Source organism: Leucobacter faecis, from assembly GCF_054456635.2.
The window spans coordinates 68,283-85,426 of record NZ_JBTJEP020000008.1; the positions used below are offsets into that span (position 1 = coordinate 68,283).

Genomic DNA, 17,144 nt, shown 5'->3' on the forward strand with positions numbered 1-17,144 from the left:
GTGCCTGCCGGGGGCAGTGGGCAAATGAGGCGGCGGTGATCACATGCGAGCACAGTGCACAGCAGCAACGCACAGCATCGGGCGTGCGTGGGGCTCAGCGCGTGCGTGGGGCTCAGAGCGTGCGCGGGGCGCCGGGCGTGCGCGGTGGCGCGACGACCACGGCACCGTAACAGCAGAGTTCGCGGTCGTCGTGCCCGCAGTGCTCGTTGTGCTCGGGCTAGTCATCGGTGGCATTGTCATCGCAACCAACAGGCTCACGCTTGCCGCCGCGGCGGCCGACATTGCCCGTCTCGAAGCGCGAGGTGACGACACCCTGGCAGCAGAACGAGTCACGGCGGCGGGGCCGGGCGTAGGCGTCGAGCGCGCACGAGACGGCGCGCTCCTGTGCATCACCCTGCGTGCGAGCCCCGTGGGTGGCCCCCTCGCTGCTCTCTCGCTTACCGGTACAGGCTGCGCGGCCGTGACCGATGAAGCTGAACGGTTCTAGCGAGTTAGTAGGAGTCAGGGGGTCACTCGAGGCGTAGCTGGCCTTATGTGGACTGCGCTACTTGTGAACCACTACACCGAAAGGAGACATCGTGAGCGCACCAGCACTTGTCGGATGCGTCGCTGCCGCACTGTGCCTCGGGCTCCCGGTGCTGGCGGCGGGCAGCCACCTCGTCAGCGCGCAGCGGGTGACCGGCGCAGCCGATGCGGCGGCGCTCGCCGCCGCCGACGCGATCACAGGGTGGCTTGACAGCGAGGCCTGTGACGCGGCGGCGGAGGTGGCGCGCAGCGCCGGCGCAACCGTCGAACGCTGCGACCTTGTGCCACAGCACGGTGAAGCCCGAATTGAGCTCTCGATCAACACCCCGATTGGCGCGGTCACCGCCCGCGCCCGAGCCGGAGGTGTCGTGATGGACCAAGGGCCAGCGTACGGCGCGGGAGCATGGGCTTGGCCCGCCGCGAGCGGTGGCGTCGCTCAGGGGTTCCACGACGGTTTCTCGATCGACCTCGCGGCCCCTGTTGGCACCCAATTACTTGCCCCCTACGACGGCGTCGTCATCGCGATGGGACCAGACGGGGGCGGGATGCCCCAGGTATGCCGCGAGAACCCGGGCTGGTGGCGCGGCACGAACGAGACGATCATCATGCGTCACGACTATGAGGGGAGAACTATCTTCAGTTCGCACAATCACATTGCCGCTGGGTCAGTGCGCGGGTTGGGGCTCACGGTGGGAGCACGGGTGGCCGCGGGCCAGCCGGTGGCGGCCGCCGGTATGAGCGGCTGTACATCGGGCCCGCACACCCACTTCACGCTCTCGACGCGCCCAGAAAACTCGTTTCCAGACCTCAATCCGTTCGTCTTTATAGGGCCGCCGTAACTCAAACCCGCAGATGGGGTCATAATGGAGAGGCCTGAGCCGCGTGCGGATTCTCGGGATGATATGTGTATCGTGGCGGTGCATAAGCAGTTGCAGACGCATCGGTCAGACCCCTGACGGTGTCACGAATGAGGTACGTACGAAGGAGACCCGTGAAGGGCACGAAGAAGCTCGTGATCGTCGAGTCGCCGACCAAGGCGAAGAAGATCGGCGAATACCTGGGCCCCGACTATGAAGTCATCGCATCGGTCGGGCACATTCGTGACCTCGCTGAACCGTCGCAGCTGCCCGCAGATCTCAAGAAGGGACCGTTTGGCAAGTTCGCGGTAGACGTCGATAACGGCTTCGCCCCCTACTACGCGGTCAACGACAACAAGAAGAAGACCGTCGCCGAACTCAAGCGAGCTCTGAAAGATGCGAATGAAGTATTGCTCGCAACTGATGAGGACCGCGAGGGCGAGGCCATCGCGTGGCACCTGCTTGAGGTGCTGAAGCCCAAGGTGCCCGTCAAGCGCATGGTGTTCCACGAGATCACCCGTGAGGCAATCGACGAGGCGAGCCGCAACACGCGCGACCTCGACATTGCGCTCGTCGACGCGCAAGAAACCAGGCGCATCCTTGACCGCCTATACGGCTATGACATCTCACCGGTGCTGTGGCGCAAGGTTGCCCCCAAGCTCTCGGCCGGCCGCGTACAGTCGGCGGCGACCCGCCTCGTAGTTGATCGCGAGCGTGAGCGGCAGGCGTTCAACGCGGCCGAGTACTGGTCGCTCTCGGCTACCTTTACCCCCGCAAACGCCACCCAGTTCGCGGCACGCCTCGTGCGGCTCGACGCGCAGCGCGTCGCCACAGGTAGTGATTTCGGCGATGACGGCGCGCTCAAGGCCAAGTCGGCGACGGCGGGCGTGATCCTGCTCGAGAAGCAGCGCGCCCAGGGCCTCGCGCAGCTGTGCGCGCAGGGCACACAGGCAGATGTCGTGTCGATCGAGACGAAGCCGCACACGCGGCGCCCGGCGGCTCCCTTCACCACGTCGACGCTGCAGCAGGAGGCGTCGCGTAAGCTGCGCTACAGCTCGCGGCAGACCATGTCGTACGCGCAGTCGCTGTACGAGAACGGTCACATCACGTATATGCGTACGGACTCGCCGATGCTGTCGAAGCAGGCGATCACGGCCGCCCGGTCACAGGCCGCGCAGCTGTATGGCGCCGATACGATTCCCGAGAAGCCGCGCGTCTACACCGGCAAGTCGAAGGGTGCGCAAGAGGCTCACGAAGCAATTCGCCCCGCGGGCGACGTGTTTGAGCGCCCAAGTTCGCTTAAAGGCAAGCTCACACAGGGCGAGTACGCGCTGTACGAGCTGATCTGGAAGCGCACGGTTGCGAGCCAGATGTCTGACGCGAAGGGTTCGACCGACACGGTTACCCTGGCCGTGAGCGTCACCGAAGCTGGCCGCGACGCGGCCACGCGCGCCGAGTTCACCGCGAGTGGCACCGTCATCACGTTCCCCGGGTTCTTGCTCGCATACGAGGAGGGACGCGACGAGAAGCGCGGCGACTCCGAGCAGAATGTGACCCTGCCGCAGCTCACGCAGGGTGAGAAGTTAGACGTCACCGACACCGAGGCGAAGGGGCACGAGACGAGCCCGCCGCCGCGCTACACCGAGGCGAGCCTCACGAAGCGGCTCGAAGAGCTCGGCATCGGACGCCCCTCAACCTATGCGGCGATCATTAGCACGATCATGGATCGCGGTTACGTGTCGAAGAAGGGGCAGGCACTCGTGCCCAGCTGGATCGCCTTCTCGGTGGTGCGCCTGCTCGAGACACACTTCTCGGCGCTCGTTGACTATGACTTCACCGCGTCAATGGAGAACGACCTCGACCGCATCGCGGCGGGCGACGCAGACCGCAGCAAGTGGCTCGGCGAGTTCTACTTCGGTAGCGATACTCACCCGGGCCTGCGCGGTGTCGTCGATAACCTCGGCGAAATCGATGCACGCGCCATCAACACCATCAAGATCGACGACAAGATCTCGCTGCGTAACGGCAAGTATGGGCCCTACCTCGAGGTGCTCGACGACAAGTGCGAGCCCGACGAAGAGGGCGTGCTGAAGCCCCGCAGCGTCAATATTCCAGACGGTTTGGCCCCCGACGAGCTCACTCCCGCGCGGGCGCACGAGCTTGCAGAAGCCGAGCCGCTCGAAGACCGCATCGTCGGCCTGCACCCGGTGACGGGTAAGCGCATCGCCGCTAAAAACGGTCGCTTTGGCCCGTACGTCACCGAGCTGCTCGAAGAGGGCGAAGAGCTTCCCAAGGGGCAGAAGGCGCGCACCGCTTCACTGTTCAAGAGCATGGACCCGGCGACGGTTGAACTCGAGACCGCTGTAGCGCTGCTCGATCTGCCGCGCGTGGTGGGGGTCGACGCAGAGTCGGGTGCCGAGATCACGGCGCAGAACGGCCGCTACGGTGCCTACATTAAGAAGGGTACCGACTCGCGTTCGCTCGCCAGCGAAGACGCCATCTTTACGATCGATCTCGCCGGCGCGCAGGAGCTGTTTGCGCAGCCCAAGTACGGCGGGCGCAAAGCAGCGAGCGCGCTCAAGGAGTTTGACGCAGACCCGGTGAGCGGCAAGCCTGTCAAGGTGAAAGACGGCCGCTTCGGCCCGTACGTCACCGACGGCGAGACCAACGCTACCGTGCCGCGCGGCGATAGCGTCGAAGACCTGACCTTTGAGCGCGCCGTGGAACTACTCGCGATTAAGCGCGCTAAGGGGCCGGCGAAGAAGAAAGCCCCGGCCAAGAAGGCTGCGGCGAAGAAGGCACCCGCCAAGAAGCCCGCCGCGAAGAAAGCTGCGAGCAAGACCGCGGCAGCCAAAACAGTCGACCCCGCACGTTCAGCAGCAGCAAAGAAGGCCGCCGAGACGCGCAAGGCGAACGCCGCGAAGAAAGCCGCTGAAGCTGCTGAAGCTGCTGCCGCTGCGGCGACGGCGGCAGAGTGAGCAGTGTGACGGAGCCCGGCCTCTTCATCACGTTTGAGGGGGGCGACGGCGCGGGTAAGACCACGCAGTCAGAGCTGCTCGCTACCTGGCTTGAAGCGCGCGGCCGCGAGGTCGTGCGCACCCGCGAACCGGGGGGTACGCCGCTCGGCGCGCGCGTGCGCGAGCTTCTGCTGCACGGCGGTGACGAGATCGGCGCGGTTGATGCTCGCGCCGAAGCGCTGCTCTACGCCGCCGATCGCGCGCAGCACATTGCGAAGCTGGTGCGCCCGGCGCTCGACCGCGGCGCGGTTGTCGTTCAGGATCGTTACATCGACTCTTCGCTGGCCTACCAGGGCGCGGGCCGCGTGCTCGACGTCGCTGAGGTGCGCGGCATCAGCGAGTGGGCGACCGGCGGGCTCTGGCCGCATCTCACGGTGCTGCTCGACGCGAGCACCGAGCTTGCGGCGGCCAGGCGCGCTGCGCGCGGCGGGGCCGCCGACCGGCTCGAGGCCGAGGCCGTGGAGTTTCACGCTGCGGTGCGGGCCGGGTTTCTGGCGCTTGCGCGCACTGATCCTGGTCGTTATCTCGTGCTTGACGCGTCGCTCGCCGCTGGTGAGTTGCACACGCGCGTGCTAGAGCGCGTGCGCGAGCTGCTCGCGGCCAGTAAGTAGCGATCGTCAAGCTCAAAACCACGGGCCAACACGCAAGAACGCCCCCTTCGAACCCGAAGGGGGCGTACTTGTGATGCGCTTTGTTACTCGCCCACGACGGGGCCGAAGCGTGACGGAAGCGTCGCGCGCGTGGCGGCGCTGAGCTCAGTAAGCGGCAGCGTGAAGCGATCCTGCACTTCGATGGCCGCGTTCTCGCCCAGGCCGTCGGTCACGCCGATGCGCAGCACGGGGTAGTCGCGCCCCTCGCACAGGCCGCGGAACTTCACGTCCTCCTCGTGCGGCACGGCCACGAGCACGCGGGCCTGCGACTCAGAGAACATCGCCGCGGTCTCGTCGACACCGTCGCGCGAGATGATCTCATCGATCCAGACGCGGGCGCCCACACCGAAGCGCAGCGCACCGTCGGCGAGAGCCTGTGCGAGGCCACCCTCAGACAGGTCGACCGCACCCGAGAGAATGCCGCCCTGCGAAGCCGCGTGCAGCAGCTCAGCGAGCTTACGCTCAGCAGGCAGATCGGCGACCGGCGGTGTGCCGCCCAAGTGCTCGTGGATCGTCTCTGCCCAGGCCGAGCCGTCGAGTTCGTCGCGGGTGACACCGAGCAGGTAGAGATGCTCGCCCTCGTCTTGCCAGCCCGAAGGCACGCGGCGCGCGACATTGTCGATGATGCCCATGACGCCGACCACGGGGGTCGGGTAGATCGCCGTGTCACCGGTCTGGTTGTACATCGAGACGTTGCCGCCGGTGACGGGCACCTCGAGCTCGAGGCACGCGTCAGACAGGCCCTCGACGGTGCGCGAGAACTGCCACATCACCTCGGGGTCCTCGGGGCTGCCGAAGTTGAGGCAGTCGGTGATCGCGGTGGGCACGGCGCCAGTGGTGGCGACGTTGCGGTACGACTCGGCGAGCGCAAGCTGTGCGCCGACGTACGGGTCCAGGTAGCTGTAGCGACCGTTTGCGTCGGTCGAGATCGCGATGCCGAGGCCGCTCTCTTCATCCACGCGGATCATGCCCGCAGCATCGGGGAACGAGAGTGCCGTGTTGCCGAGCACATACTTGTCGTACTGGTTGGTCACCCACGACACGTCTGCCTGGTTGGGCGACGCAGCGACCTGGATCAGCTGCTCGCGCAGCTGGTCACCCGAGATGGCGCGGGCGAGGCCCGAAGCGCGTACGCCCGAGGCCTGCAGCTCATCCATCCACGTGGGGTATGCCACGGGACGGTCGTAGACGGGGCCGTCGACGGCAACGGTCGATGGGTCGACGTTGACGATCTCTTCGCCGCGCCAGTTGATGATGAGGCGGTTGGTGTCGGTGACCTCGCCGAGCACACTCGTCTCGACATCCCACTTCTTGGCGACGGCGAGGAACGCATCGAGCTTCTCGGGCTTCACGATCGCCATCATGCGCTCCTGGCTCTCCGACATGAGGATCTCCTCAGCGGTGAGCGACGGATCGCGCAGCAGCACGCTGTCGAGCGAGACGAACATGCCGCCGTCGCCGTTAGCTGCCAGCTCGCTCGTGGCACACGAGATGCCGGCCGCGCCGAGATCCTGAATACCCTCAACGAGGTCGCCGTGGAACATTTCGAGGCAGCACTCGATGAGTACCTTCTCGGCGAAGGGATCGCCCACCTGTACGGCGGGGCGCTTCGACGGGCCGTCTTCTTCGAAGCTGCTCGAAGAGAGGACCGAGGCACCACCGATGCCGTCGGCGCCGGTGCGAGCGCCAAAGAGCACGACCTTGTTGCCCAGGCCCGACGCGTTAGCGGTGTGCAGGTCTTCGTGGCGCAGCACGCCCACGCCGAGGGCGTTGACGAGGGGGTTGCCCTGATAGTTTGCGTCGAAGACCGTCTCGCCACCGATGTTGGGTAGGCCGAGGCAGTTGGCGTACGACGAGATGCCGGCGACGACGCCGTGCACGACGCGGTGCGTGTCGGGGTGATCAATCGCACCAAAGCGCAGCTGATCCATCACGGCAACGGGACGCGCGCCCATCGAAATGATGTCGCGGATGATGCCGCCCACACCAGTGGCGGCGCCCTGGAAGGGCTCGATGTACGAGGGGCTGTTGTGGCTCTCGACCTTGAACGTGACGGCCCAGCCCTCACCGATGTCGACGACGCCGGCGTTCTCGCCCATGCCGACGAGCAGCCGCTCCTTCATCTTGTCGTTCACCTTCTGGCCGAACTGGCGCAGGTAGGGCTTCGACGACTTGTACGAGCAGTGCTCGGACCACATCACCGAGTACATCGCGAGCTCGCCCGACGTGGGGCGACGACCAAGGATCTCCTTGATCTGTTCGTACTCGTTGGGCTTGAGGCCCAGCGATTCGAACGGCTGCTCTTTCTCAGGCGTTGCAATGGCATCTGCAACAGTGTCGGGGCGGGGGCCGGTTACGGCCTCGTCGATGTCAGTCACGCTCGGGGTGCTCCGTTAATCGCTCTGTAGGATCGGCACCAAAATTTGGGCCGAAAGGTACCCGAACAGTCTACCCCGCCGAGGCGCCCCCACACCGCAGGCTGACGCGCGGTAGATAATCACAGCAGAACGCGCGAAACTAGAAGACATGAGTGACACAAACGCGCGCCACGAGCCACCGGTGCAGACTTCGTCGAGCGGCCAGCACCAGGCGCAGGCGCCCGCACAGCCTCAAGCGCAGCCTCAGGCGCAGCAGCCTGCAGCTCCCACGAAACCAGCGAAGCCCGCCAAGCGCGGCAAGGTTCACGATGGCCCTCGCCTGAGTACGTTTCTCAAAGTCAGTATCGCGTTGCTCGCGGGGCTTACGATTGCGTCAATTTCGTTGCTGTTCATCGGCGATTTCGAGGGCAAGTTTGAGCGCGTCTTCTCTACGTTCGCGTTGTTTGCCGTGTTCGTGTTGTTTACGGCGCTCGACACGCGTCGCGGCCAGAAATCTGAGTGGTATGCGCCCGTCGCACTGATCGCTAATGCATACATTCTGGGCCTGCTGCTCATCGTTATCTGGATGACGCCGTATGCCTCTTTTGGGCTCATGTTTGAGATCTTCTGGAAGTCGGTGTTCGTCATTCTGGTCACGCGGCTCGTGATCGTGTGCTGCCAGCTGCTGCTCAAGACCGGTGATAGGTTGCCCGCGGTCGTCACGCGCTTCGCGTTTATTACCAGTGTGCTGGCGGTGCTGGCGGGCATTTTGTTTACCGCCCCGGTTGGTATTGAAGCGTTCGATCTTGTGATCCCCGACATCTACTGGAAGATCGCGACCGCGCTCTTGATTCTTACGGCGCTGGGCCTGTCGATCACACTTCTGCTGCGGTGGTCGTATGGCGCGCAGGATCGTGACGCCGCGCGCGCAGCCCGGGCGCAGCAGGCACAGCAGCCCTACCCCACGCAACAGCCCTACGTCACCCCGCAGCCCTACCGCGCACAGCAGGGTTACGGTCAGCAGGGGTACCCGCAGCAGGGTTACCCCGCGTCGCAGTCCGCGTCGCAGCCCGCGTCGCAGTCAGGAGCACCACTGCTGCCGTGGCCGACGTTTGCTGATGGGCGGCCGCTGCCTGCGCGTGCCGACGGTCAGCCAGACTTCACGGTTCCGGGCGCACCCCGCCCGTGAACCAGGCGATCGTTTCAGAGGTTCACCAGTTCGACACGGCTTCAGCTCGCGCCGCCCCAAAACGTGATGCGGGGGTCACGCTCAGGCTGATCCGGAGCGAAGAGACCGGTGAAGTGGGTGCGCTCGCCCGCCGCGCCTACGAGCAGGATTACCCGGGCCAGCCTGCCGAGTATCTTGCTGAGATCGAAGACGTTGCTGCGCGCGCCGAGGCGGCGCAGGTGTGGGTTGCCGTCGATGACGCGACCGGTGCGCTGTGTGGCACGGTGACGCTACCCGAGCCGGGGCGCGTGCTGAGCGATGTTGCCGCGGTGGGTGAGTGCGACGTGCGGCTGCTCGCCGTGTCACATGCGGCCCGCGGGCGCGGTATCGGTGCGCTCTTGATGCGGCACGCGATTGAGACGGCGCGCTCGCGCGGTGCGTCTCGCCTCGTGCTCAATACGACGAATGAGATGGCGGGTGCGTGCCGACTGTATGAGCGCATGGGGTTTGAGCGGCTGCGCGAGCGTGAGCTTGAACTCACCAGGCCCAGCGGTGCCCGGTTCACACTGCGCGCGTACGGGCTGAGCCTGCAGGAATACCCGTAGCTCGACCTGTCGATTACCGTGACTGACGGCCCGCGCCGTCGCCTTCCAGAGATCCCCGTGTAACAGCGTGTGCACGGGGATTTTTTGCACCTGAAACGCATCATCCGATGAATGTTAGGGTAGGCTAACTCGCTGTAACATCAGATGAACTTTTGATGTGCGCAAAATCGATGATTAGCCAACCGAAGGGAGCGCCATGCGCGCCTCACGCCTCCTTGCCCTCACCGCTGCACTCGTGCTTGCCGTACCGCTCGCAAGCTGTTCGAGCGGAACAGGCGAGGGCGGCGCGGCCGACGCCGCTGCCGCGGGTGACGGGTACCCCGTCGTCATCGAGCACGCGCTGGGGCAGACGACTGTCTCAGAAAAGCCCGAGCGCGTGGCAACCGTCGCATGGGCCAACCACGAGGTACCGCTCGCGCTGGGCATTGTGCCGGTGGGTATGAGCAAGGCCACGTGGGGCGATGACGATGCAGACGGTGTGCTGCCGTGGGTCGAGACCAAGCTTGACGAGCTGGGGGCCGAGACCCCGGTCTTGTTCGATGAGACCGACGGAATCGATTTCGAAGCCGTCGCCGCGACCGACCCCGACGTGATTCTGGCTGCGTACTCGGGCCTCACCCAAGAGGAATACAACACACTCTCGAAAATCGCGCCCGTCGTGGCCTACCCCGACGTGGCGTGGGGCACGTCGGTCGAGCAGATGATCGAACTCAATGCGCAAGCGCTCGGCATGCCAGACGAGGGAGCGCAACTAATCGCCGACATCGACGCAAACGTTGAATCGGCGCTTGCGAAGCACTCTGAGATGCGTGACACCAAGTTCTTGTTCTCATACCTCGACCCCGCCGATCTCAGCAAGATCGGGTTCTACACGTCGCACGACACGCGCCCCGGGTTTCTCGCCGAGCGCGGGCTGCCCATGCCCGAGGTGGTCACCGAAGAGTCAGCCAAATCACGCAGCTTCTACGCCGAGATTAGTGCCGAACAGGCCGATCGGCTCTCTGACGTCGACGTGCTCGTGACGTACGGTGACCCGGAGGGCGACCTCGTTGCGAAGCTCCAAGCTGACCCGCTGCTGTCGCAGATTCCGGCGGTGCAGGCCGGGCATATCGCGGTGCTGCCCGACGCAACACCGCTTGCTGCGTCGGCGAACCCCTCACCGCTCTCGATTGGCTGGGGCATCGAGCGCTACTTCGACGCGCTCGCCGCTGGCATCTAATGACCGCTGCCGCGATTCGCACCACGGCGGTGTCGGTGGCCGTCGCGGTACTCGTGCTCGCGATTGCGGCGCTCGCGTCGGTGACCATTGGAGCGCGCGGCGTGAGTCTCGACGACATTGGCGGTGCGCTCGCCGGTCAAACGGACACGATTGGCGAAGCCGCGATCGTTCAGCGGCTGCCCCGTACGGGGCTCGCGATGCTGGTGGGGGCTGCGCTCGCAGTGGCGGGTCTCGCGTTGCAAGCGGTGACCCGCAACCCGCTGGCCGACCCTGGGGTGATGGGTATCACAAGCGGCGCTGCGCTTGCTGTCGTGGTGACCCTCACGGTGATCGGCGCGCGTGAGCCCCTCGCGGTGACCGCGGCGGCCATTATCGGAGCCGCTGCCGCTGCCGCGCTGCTGTTCGTGTTGAGTGCGGTGGGTAGGGGCGGGGCGTCGCCGCTCAAGATCGTGCTGAGTGGCGCGGCGATCTCTGCCATGAGTGCGTCGGTGACGAGCGCGCTCATTTTGCCTCGGCCCGACGCGATGGAGTCGTTTCGTTCCTGGCAGATCGGTGGTGTGGGCGGTGCGAGCTGGGAACAGCTGCGGTGGAGCGCCCCCATCATTGGGCTTGGCCTCATCGCCGCCTACGCGCTGGCGCGGTCCATGAACGCGCTCGCACTGGGCGACGAATTGGCCGCCGGGCTTGGGGAGCGGCTGGGCCGCAGCCGCCTGTGTATCACGGCGGGAGCTATTGTGCTGGCGGGTCTTGCGACCGCGCTCGCCGGGCCCATCGGGTTCGTGGGGCTCATCGTGCCGCACGCGTGCAGGCTCTTTATCGGGCCGGATCACCGCCGGCTCGTACCGGTGGTTGCGGTTGCGGGCGCGGTGCTGCTCGTGAGCGCAGACGTGCTCGGCCGCGTGGTGATGCCGCCGGGCGAGGTTGAGGCGGGCATTGTGACGGCGATCATGGGTGCCCCCGTGCTGATCTGGATCGTGCGCAAGCGATCCGGGAGTGTGCGATGAACCGGGGCGTGGCCCTCGTGCTCGCCATCGTTTGCGCGGCGGGGTTCGCGGCGACGCTGGCGCTCGGCACGACTCCGGTGCCCCTCGCCGAAGTTGTGCGGGCACTCGGCGGCAGCGGTGAGGCCGTGTTCACCGTGCAAGAGCTGCGCCTGCCGCGCGCCGTACTCGGACTGCTCGCTGGCGCGGCATTTGGCCTTGCGGGTGCCGTGTTTCAATCGCTGTTGCGCAACCCGCTCGCCTCACCCGACGTCATCGGCATTAGCGCCGGTGCTGGTACGGCGGCGGCCTTTGGCATCGTCGTGCTCGGCGCGCAGGGCGGCACCGTGTCACTGTTGGCACTCGGAGGTGCCTTCGTCACAGCCGCGCTCATTACCTGGCTCGCGGCGGGGCCCGGCGCCGCCACGGCCCGCATGATCCTCATCGGTATTGGCGCGGCCGCGATCTTGAAGAGTCTGCTCGCGCTGATTCTGTCGCGCGCTTCGTCATGGGACATGCAGGGCGCCATGCAGTGGCTGGCTGGCAGCCTTAACGGGGCAACGTGGGAGGCGATTGCACCGCTTGCCGTTACGTGTGGCGTGGTGGTGCCCGTGCTGCTGCTGAGCTCTCGCACGCTCGGGGTGCTGCAGCTGGGGGATGACCTTGCGGCTGGCCTCGGCATGCGCCCCGCTGCTGCCCGGTGGGCGCTCATGGCGGTGGCGGTGGTGTTGCTTGCCGCGGCCACGGCGGCGGCTGGTCCTATCTCGTTCGTCGCGTTCCTGGCCGGTCCTGTGGCCGCCAGGCTGCACGGTCGCGGGCCGGCGCCGCTGTATAGCGCCGCGCTCGTGGGAGCCGCGCTCGTGCTCTGGGGCGACCTCGCGGGGCAGCTGCTTTTCGCCCACCGGTATCCGGTGGGCGTGATCACCGGGGCAGTAGGCGCTCCGGCGCTCATCTTGCTGCTGCTGGGCGCGGGGCGCCTTCGATCCGGATCCCCGGCGCAACGCCACAAACGCAGTAACCGGGGCTCGCTCAGCGAGCGAGGCCAGGCGAGCCAACCGGCCGCCCTCAACCCTGACAGAAGGCAGGCAACGTGAATCGTACAGTCGCTCAGGCGCGGGGCCACTCCCTCGCGGCGCACGCACTGACCGTGACCTACGGCGGTGCACCCGTGTTGCGTGAGCTTGAATATGCCGTCGAACCTGGCGTGATCACCGCGATCGTCGGGGCGAATGGCTGCGGTAAGTCAACGCTTCTGCGCACCCTGGCGCGGGTGCTAGCGCCGTCGAGCGGGCAGGTGCTGCTCGACGGTGATGTGCTGCACCGCAGCCCCGCGAAGGCCGTTGCCCGTGTGATTGGGTTGCTGCCGCAGAGCCCGATCGTGCCCGAGGGGGTGAGCGCCCGCGACCTGGTGCGTCGCGGCCGGCACCCGCACCTGAGCCTTGTGCGACGGTGGGGCGAGGGCGACGAGGCAGCCGTGCGAGAGGCGCTTGCCCTGACGGGGGTGGCGCAGCTCGCAGACCGACCGGTTGACGAGCTGTCGGGCGGGCAGCGGCAACGTGTCTGGCTCGCCATGGCGCTCGCGCAAGAGCCGAGCATACTGCTGCTCGATGAGCCCACCACCTACCTCGACATCGCGCACCAGGTCGAGGTGCTCGACCTGCTCACCGACATTAATCGGGCCCGCGGCACCACCGTCGTCATGGTGCTGCACGACCTCAACCTCGCGGCGCGCTACGCCGATCGGCTCGTCGCGGTTGTCGACGGCCAGATCCACTCGGTGGGCGAGCCACGCGAGGTCGTCACGCGTGATTACGTGCGCGAGGTGATCGGGTTGCGGGCCGAAATCATCACTGATCCGGTGGCCGGATCGCCCATCGTGGTGCCACTGGGTCGGCACCACACATGACACAACAGCAGTTGCGACAGCAGTTGCGACAGCATTCACGACAGCATTTGCGACAGAGTTCGCGACAGCATTCGCGACAGCATTCACGACAGCATTCGAGATAGAAGAGAGACACTATGAACTTCGAAGCATCCGCGCTCGAGCCAGCCGTGCTCGAGCCAGCCACCGTGGTCGCCAGGGCACGCGTGGCGCGGATCTGGCGCCCCTGCCCGACCTATGCGCGCATCGCTTTTCGGGGCCCGCAGCTCGCCTCCTTTGGCACGCCCGGGCACACGTTTGACCAGCGCATCAAAGTGTTGTTTCCACCGCTCGGTGGCGGCTTGCCAGAGCTCGGTGACGGGCAGAACTGGTATGCCGATTGGCTGGCTCTCCCCGAACACGAGCGGGGTGCCATGCGCACCTACTCGATTCGTGATCTGCGAACCGGTGAGCAGGGCACCGAGGTGATTGTTGATTTCGTGTTGCACACAGCCCCCGCCGGGGCTGACTTGGCCGAGGCTGAGTCGGGAGGCGCTGGATCGGGAGGCGCTGGCTCGAGTGGCGCCGGCCCGGCCGCGCTGTGGGCGAGCAGCGCTGCGCCCGGCGATGAGGTGTTACTCGTGGGCCCGCGTAGGGGCAGATTTGATGGGGGAGGCATCGAGTTCGCGCCAGGAGACGCCACGCGGGTGCTGCTCGCCGGTGATGAGACCGCGGCGCCCGCGATCGCGCGCATCCTCGAAGACGCCGCGCCGGATCTCACGGGTGACGCGTTCATTGAGTTGCCCGGGCCAGGCGCAACGCTATCGATTCAGGCCCCTCGAGGAGTGCGGGTGCACTGGCTCAGCCGGCAGAGCGCGGCCCCGGGTGAGATGCTCGTGCCGCGAGTGCTCAGCGGTCTCGGTGCTCCGTACGAAGCGCGAAAGCCCAGCACAGCGCAGGTGCCGGGCGCGGGTCTATCCAGCGGCGAGCTGGTGTGGGAGACGCCCGAGTACTCGGCGCTGGGGGAGCCGCTCAACGCTGCCCCGCCAGCGGCTGCGTACACGGGCGCCGCGCACTCCAACCCGTCGCAACCCGGCGCGGCGTTGGCAGAGCGATACTTCTGGATCGCGGGGGAGAGCGGCATGGTGACGCGGCTGCGCCGTCACCTCGTGCGTGACCTGGGGGTGCACCGCAGCCGCGTCGCATTCATGGGGTACTGGCGCGAAGGGGTGGCGATGCGCTGAGTGGTGCGGCCGGGCGCCCGCCGTCTGACCCCGTGCCCGGCATGGAGACGACGGGCCCGAACAGGGTGTGCGCTGCGGCTACGGCCTCGGAGGCGTGCCCGGCCCTGCCGAGGGCGCGTATGCGCACGGTCGGTTCGTGGAGTAGTCGGCCAGCGAAGTGCTTGAGCGCAGCCTGCACAGCAGCTGCGGTGGGCTCGGCGTCCGCTTGTGACGCGGTGCGTGCGCGCCTCGCGCGAGTGGCGCGTTCGAGCTCGGCTTCGAGTACGCCATGCACATAGTCGCGCAGGTACAAGACGGCGGGCACTGCTGCGAGTTCTGCCCCGGTCTCGGCAAACTCGCGCGCCGCGTCCAGTGTGATCTGGCGGGCCTCAGCCTCGGCGCTGAGCTCTTCGACGCTGGCGTGCGCAGCAATCACCTCAAGATCGAGCAGCTCGATGCCCGCGACCTGCGCGGCCGGGGGTGCTATGTTGCGCGGCACCCCGAGATCTATCAGCAGTCGTGGTTTGGGGCGAGATGCCACGGCTGGCCGGCCAGTAAAGCGGCCACAAAACGGGCTTGCGGCGGCCGTGACAGTGCGCGAGATGATCTCGGCGTCCAATAGCGGGTCTTGTGCGGCGCTGCAGGCAATAACGACATCTGCGATCGCGAGTTCGGCATCGAGATGAGCGCCGCTTACGGGGCGCACGTTGCGGGTGGCCGCGAATGCCTCGGCGCGACCCGAGGGTGAGTGCACAGCCACGTTTGTGGCGCCTCGATCGTGTAGCGCCGCGAGTGTTACGGCGGCGTACGCGCCAGTGCCAACGAGCAGCACGCGTGTCGTGCCCCAGTCGCCGATGCGACTTTCGGCGAGCAGTAGAGCGAGGCGCACGAGTGAGCGGCCCCGGGTTTGCACGCGGGTGCGCGCCTTCACCTTGCGCGAGACGCGGGCGGCCTGTTGAAACAGTCGTTCGAGGTCAGCGGTCGTGGCGCCCGCGTGGCGTGCAGCTGTGAAGGCGCGGCGCACCTGGCCGCTGATCTCACCTTCGCCGACGACGAGTGATTCGAGCCCGCTCGAAACGGAGAAGAGGTGCCCGGCGGCGTCAGATCCGTGGCGTATTTGCGCAGCTTGCGCAAGCTCGGGTTCAGGGATCCCTGTGATTTCTGAGATTGTGCGCAGCACGAGGGAGGTCGTGCCTGGCGGGGCATCGAAGTACGCCTCGAACCGGTTGCAGGTGGCGAGAACGACCGCGCCACCGGCGGTGCGTTCGAGCGCCGAGGTGAGTTCGGGGGTGTAGCGTTCGACGCGCTCAAGTAACGCGAGGGTCGCTTTTTTGTGGTCGAGTGACAGACACGACAGCCCCGATTGCATCGGTTCCACCGGGCCTGAGAGGTTGGTGTGCACGAGTGAAAAGTTCATCAGATGAATAAGCTAGCATTTCATCTGATGAATGAGCTTACCCCCACCCACCCCCTCGTGGACGGCCGCACAACGGCCGCCCCGCTCGTGCGCGCAACACAGGGCGAACGCGTTGATGTGACCCCCGTGTGGTTCATGCGGCAGGCTGGCCGGTCATTGCCCGAGTACCGGGCGCTGCGAGCAGGCCGCGACATGATCGAGTGTTGCCTGACCCCCGATCTCGCCACCGAGATCACCTGCCAGCCCGTGCGCCGCCACGGCGTTGACGCCGCAGTGTTCTTCAGCGACATCATCGTGCCGCTGTCGCTCGCCGGTGTGCCCGTCGAACTGGTGCCGGGGCGCGGGCCGGTCTTTTCGGCCCCCGCCCGTACCGCGTCTGACATCGCGAGGCTGCGCCGCGAACACCCGGTCGAACGGCTGCGCGAACAACTCGGTCCCATTTCCGAGGCCGTGCAGCTCACGACGCGTGAGCTCGGCAGCACCCCACTCATTGGGTTCGCGGGCGCCCCCTTCACGCTCGCCGCTTACCTGGTCGAAGGGGGGCCGTCGCGCGATCACCTGCGCGCTCGGGCGCTGATGCACCAAGACCCGGTCGCCTGGGCCGAGCTCACCGAGTGGGCCGCAGACCTGAGCGGCGCGTTTCTTGAAGCACAAGTGCGGGCGGGCGCGAGCGCCGTGCAGCTGTTCGACTCGTGGGCGGGCACGCTCTCGGTGGACGACTATCGCACGCACGTTGCGCCGGCCTCCCAGCGCACCCTGGCCGGAGTAAGCGCGATGACCTATCGCGACCAGACCCGTGAGGGATACTCGGCGAAGCCCCTCCCCATCCCAACAATCCACTTCGCAGTGGGCTCTGGTCACCTGCTCGAGGCGCTCGCCGATACGGCCGGTCACGCCATTGGCGTCGACTGGCGCACACCGCTCGACGAGGCCAACTCGCGACTGGGCGGCCGTTTCGCACTGCAGGGCAACATTGACCCCGCCTACCTGCAGGCACCCCAACGCGTACTCGATGCACACGTCGATGACGTGCTTGCGCGCGGTGCCGCCGCGCCCGCGCACATCGTTAACCTGGGTCACGGCGTGCCGCCAGACACCGATCCGGCCAGGCTCACCGGCATCGTCGAACGCGTTCACAGCGACCAACGGTAGTCACCCGCATCATGCACGATTCGCCAGCGGCGCACCCCGCCCACGCGCACCCCGCCCACGCGCACCCCGCCCACGCGCACCCCGCCCACGCGCACCCCGCCCACGCGCAC

14 protein-coding genes are annotated in these 17,144 nt (G+C 66.7%); 12 read left to right on the plus strand and 2 right to left on the minus strand.

Annotated features, from left to right (window positions below; genetic code table 11):
- Nucleotides 1-43 precede the first annotated feature (43 nt).
- The 4 genes from ACXR2T_RS08270 (at nt 44) to tmk (ending at nt 5,010) form a co-directional block, all read left to right on the plus strand.
- Complete coding sequence (locus ACXR2T_RS08270; RefSeq protein WP_458812150.1) at nt 44-487, plus strand: TadE/TadG family type IV pilus assembly protein; 444 nt, start codon at nt 44-46, stop codon at nt 485-487.
- A gap of 91 nt (nt 488-578) precedes the next feature.
- On the plus strand, nt 579-1,364 hold the full coding sequence (locus tag ACXR2T_RS08275; protein ID WP_458812147.1) for a M23 family metallopeptidase: 786 nt from the start codon (nt 579-581) through the stop codon (nt 1,362-1,364).
- 152 nt (nt 1,365-1,516) lie between these two features.
- Nucleotides 1,517-4,360 carry a type I DNA topoisomerase gene (gene topA, locus ACXR2T_RS08280; protein ID WP_458838360.1) on the plus strand — a complete coding sequence of 948 codons (2,844 nt, stop codon included), beginning with the start codon at nt 1,517-1,519 and terminating at the stop codon, nt 4,358-4,360.
- Nucleotides 4,357-5,010, plus strand: a complete 654-nt coding sequence (gene tmk, locus ACXR2T_RS08285; RefSeq protein ID WP_458812141.1) for a dTMP kinase — start codon at nt 4,357-4,359, stop codon at nt 5,008-5,010. Before topA ends, tmk begins: the two co-directional genes overlap by 4 nt.
- 83 nt (nt 5,011-5,093) lie before the next feature.
- On the opposite strand, the gene purL is transcribed toward tmk, so the two are convergent.
- Nucleotides 5,094-7,427, minus strand: coding sequence for a phosphoribosylformylglycinamidine synthase subunit PurL (gene purL / locus ACXR2T_RS08290; RefSeq protein WP_458838361.1), 2,334 nt, complete (start codon nt 7,425-7,427; stop codon nt 5,094-5,096).
- Between the two features lie 148 nt (nt 7,428-7,575).
- Here purL and ACXR2T_RS08295 point away from each other — a divergent pair, with 148 nt between their 5' ends.
- From ACXR2T_RS08295 to ACXR2T_RS08325, 7 genes are all read left to right on the plus strand, one after another.
- On the plus strand, nt 7,576-8,595 hold the full coding sequence (locus tag ACXR2T_RS08295; protein WP_458838362.1) for a hypothetical protein: 1,020 nt from the start codon (nt 7,576-7,578) through the stop codon (nt 8,593-8,595).
- A complete protein-coding gene (locus ACXR2T_RS08300) occupies nt 8,592-9,179 on the plus strand; it encodes a GNAT family N-acetyltransferase (protein ID WP_458838363.1) in 588 nt (195 codons plus the stop codon). Before ACXR2T_RS08295 ends, ACXR2T_RS08300 begins: the two co-directional genes overlap by 4 nt.
- Nucleotides 9,180-9,375: 196 nt before the next feature.
- Nucleotides 9,376-10,398 (plus strand): iron-siderophore ABC transporter substrate-binding protein, encoded by a 1,023-nt coding sequence (locus ACXR2T_RS08305; protein WP_458812129.1) that lies wholly within the window; start codon nt 9,376-9,378, stop codon nt 10,396-10,398.
- Complete coding sequence (locus tag ACXR2T_RS08310; RefSeq protein ID WP_458812126.1) at nt 10,398-11,402, plus strand: FecCD family ABC transporter permease; 1,005 nt, start codon at nt 10,398-10,400, stop codon at nt 11,400-11,402. The genes ACXR2T_RS08305 and ACXR2T_RS08310 overlap by 1 nt, the downstream gene beginning before the upstream one ends.
- Nucleotides 11,399-12,472, plus strand: a complete 1,074-nt coding sequence (locus ACXR2T_RS08315; RefSeq protein WP_458812123.1) for a FecCD family ABC transporter permease — start codon at nt 11,399-11,401, stop codon at nt 12,470-12,472. Before ACXR2T_RS08310 ends, ACXR2T_RS08315 begins: the two co-directional genes overlap by 4 nt.
- Nucleotides 12,469-13,284: an ABC transporter ATP-binding protein gene (locus ACXR2T_RS08320; protein ID WP_458812120.1), complete on the plus strand. Its 816-nt coding sequence runs from the start codon at nt 12,469-12,471 to the stop codon at nt 13,282-13,284. Before ACXR2T_RS08315 ends, ACXR2T_RS08320 begins: the two co-directional genes overlap by 4 nt.
- A gap of 116 nt (nt 13,285-13,400) precedes the next feature.
- Nucleotides 13,401-14,486, plus strand: coding sequence for a siderophore-interacting protein (locus ACXR2T_RS08325; protein WP_458812117.1), 1,086 nt, complete (start codon nt 13,401-13,403; stop codon nt 14,484-14,486).
- On the opposite strand, the gene ACXR2T_RS08330 is transcribed toward ACXR2T_RS08325, so the two are convergent.
- Nucleotides 14,449-15,882 carry a glutamyl-tRNA reductase gene (locus tag ACXR2T_RS08330; protein WP_458812115.1) on the minus strand — a complete coding sequence of 478 codons (1,434 nt, stop codon included), beginning with the start codon at nt 15,880-15,882 and terminating at the stop codon, nt 14,449-14,451. The two genes, ACXR2T_RS08325 and ACXR2T_RS08330, sit on opposite strands and share 38 nt — an antisense overlap.
- Nucleotides 15,883-15,885: 3 nt before the next feature.
- Here ACXR2T_RS08330 and hemE point away from each other — a divergent pair, with 3 nt between their 5' ends.
- Nucleotides 15,886-17,034: a uroporphyrinogen decarboxylase gene (hemE, locus tag ACXR2T_RS08335; protein ID WP_489945508.1), complete on the plus strand. Its 1,149-nt coding sequence runs from the start codon at nt 15,886-15,888 to the stop codon at nt 17,032-17,034.
- The last annotated feature ends 110 nt before the right edge of the window (nt 17,035-17,144 follow it).

Coding starts and splice junctions, on each gene's coding strand:
- ACXR2T_RS08295 (WP_458838362.1), top strand. CDS start 7,576: ATGAGTGACACAAACGCGCGCCACGAGCCACCGGTGCAGACTTCGTCG.
- ACXR2T_RS08310 (WP_458812126.1), top strand. CDS start 10,398: ATGACCGCTGCCGCGATTCGCACCACGGCGGTGTCGGTGGCCGTCGCG.
- ACXR2T_RS08315 (WP_458812123.1), top strand. CDS start 11,399: ATGAACCGGGGCGTGGCCCTCGTGCTCGCCATCGTTTGCGCGGCGGGG.
- ACXR2T_RS08330 (WP_458812115.1), bottom strand. CDS start 15,882: ATGAACTTTTCACTCGTGCACACCAACCTCTCAGGCCCGGTGGAACCG.
- ACXR2T_RS08305 (WP_458812129.1), top strand. CDS start 9,376: ATGCGCGCCTCACGCCTCCTTGCCCTCACCGCTGCACTCGTGCTTGCC.
- ACXR2T_RS08270 (WP_458812150.1), top strand. CDS start 44: ATGCGAGCACAGTGCACAGCAGCAACGCACAGCATCGGGCGTGCGTGG.
- ACXR2T_RS08325 (WP_458812117.1), top strand. CDS start 13,401: ATGAACTTCGAAGCATCCGCGCTCGAGCCAGCCGTGCTCGAGCCAGCC.
- hemE (WP_489945508.1), top strand. CDS start 15,886: ATGAATAAGCTAGCATTTCATCTGATGAATGAGCTTACCCCCACCCAC.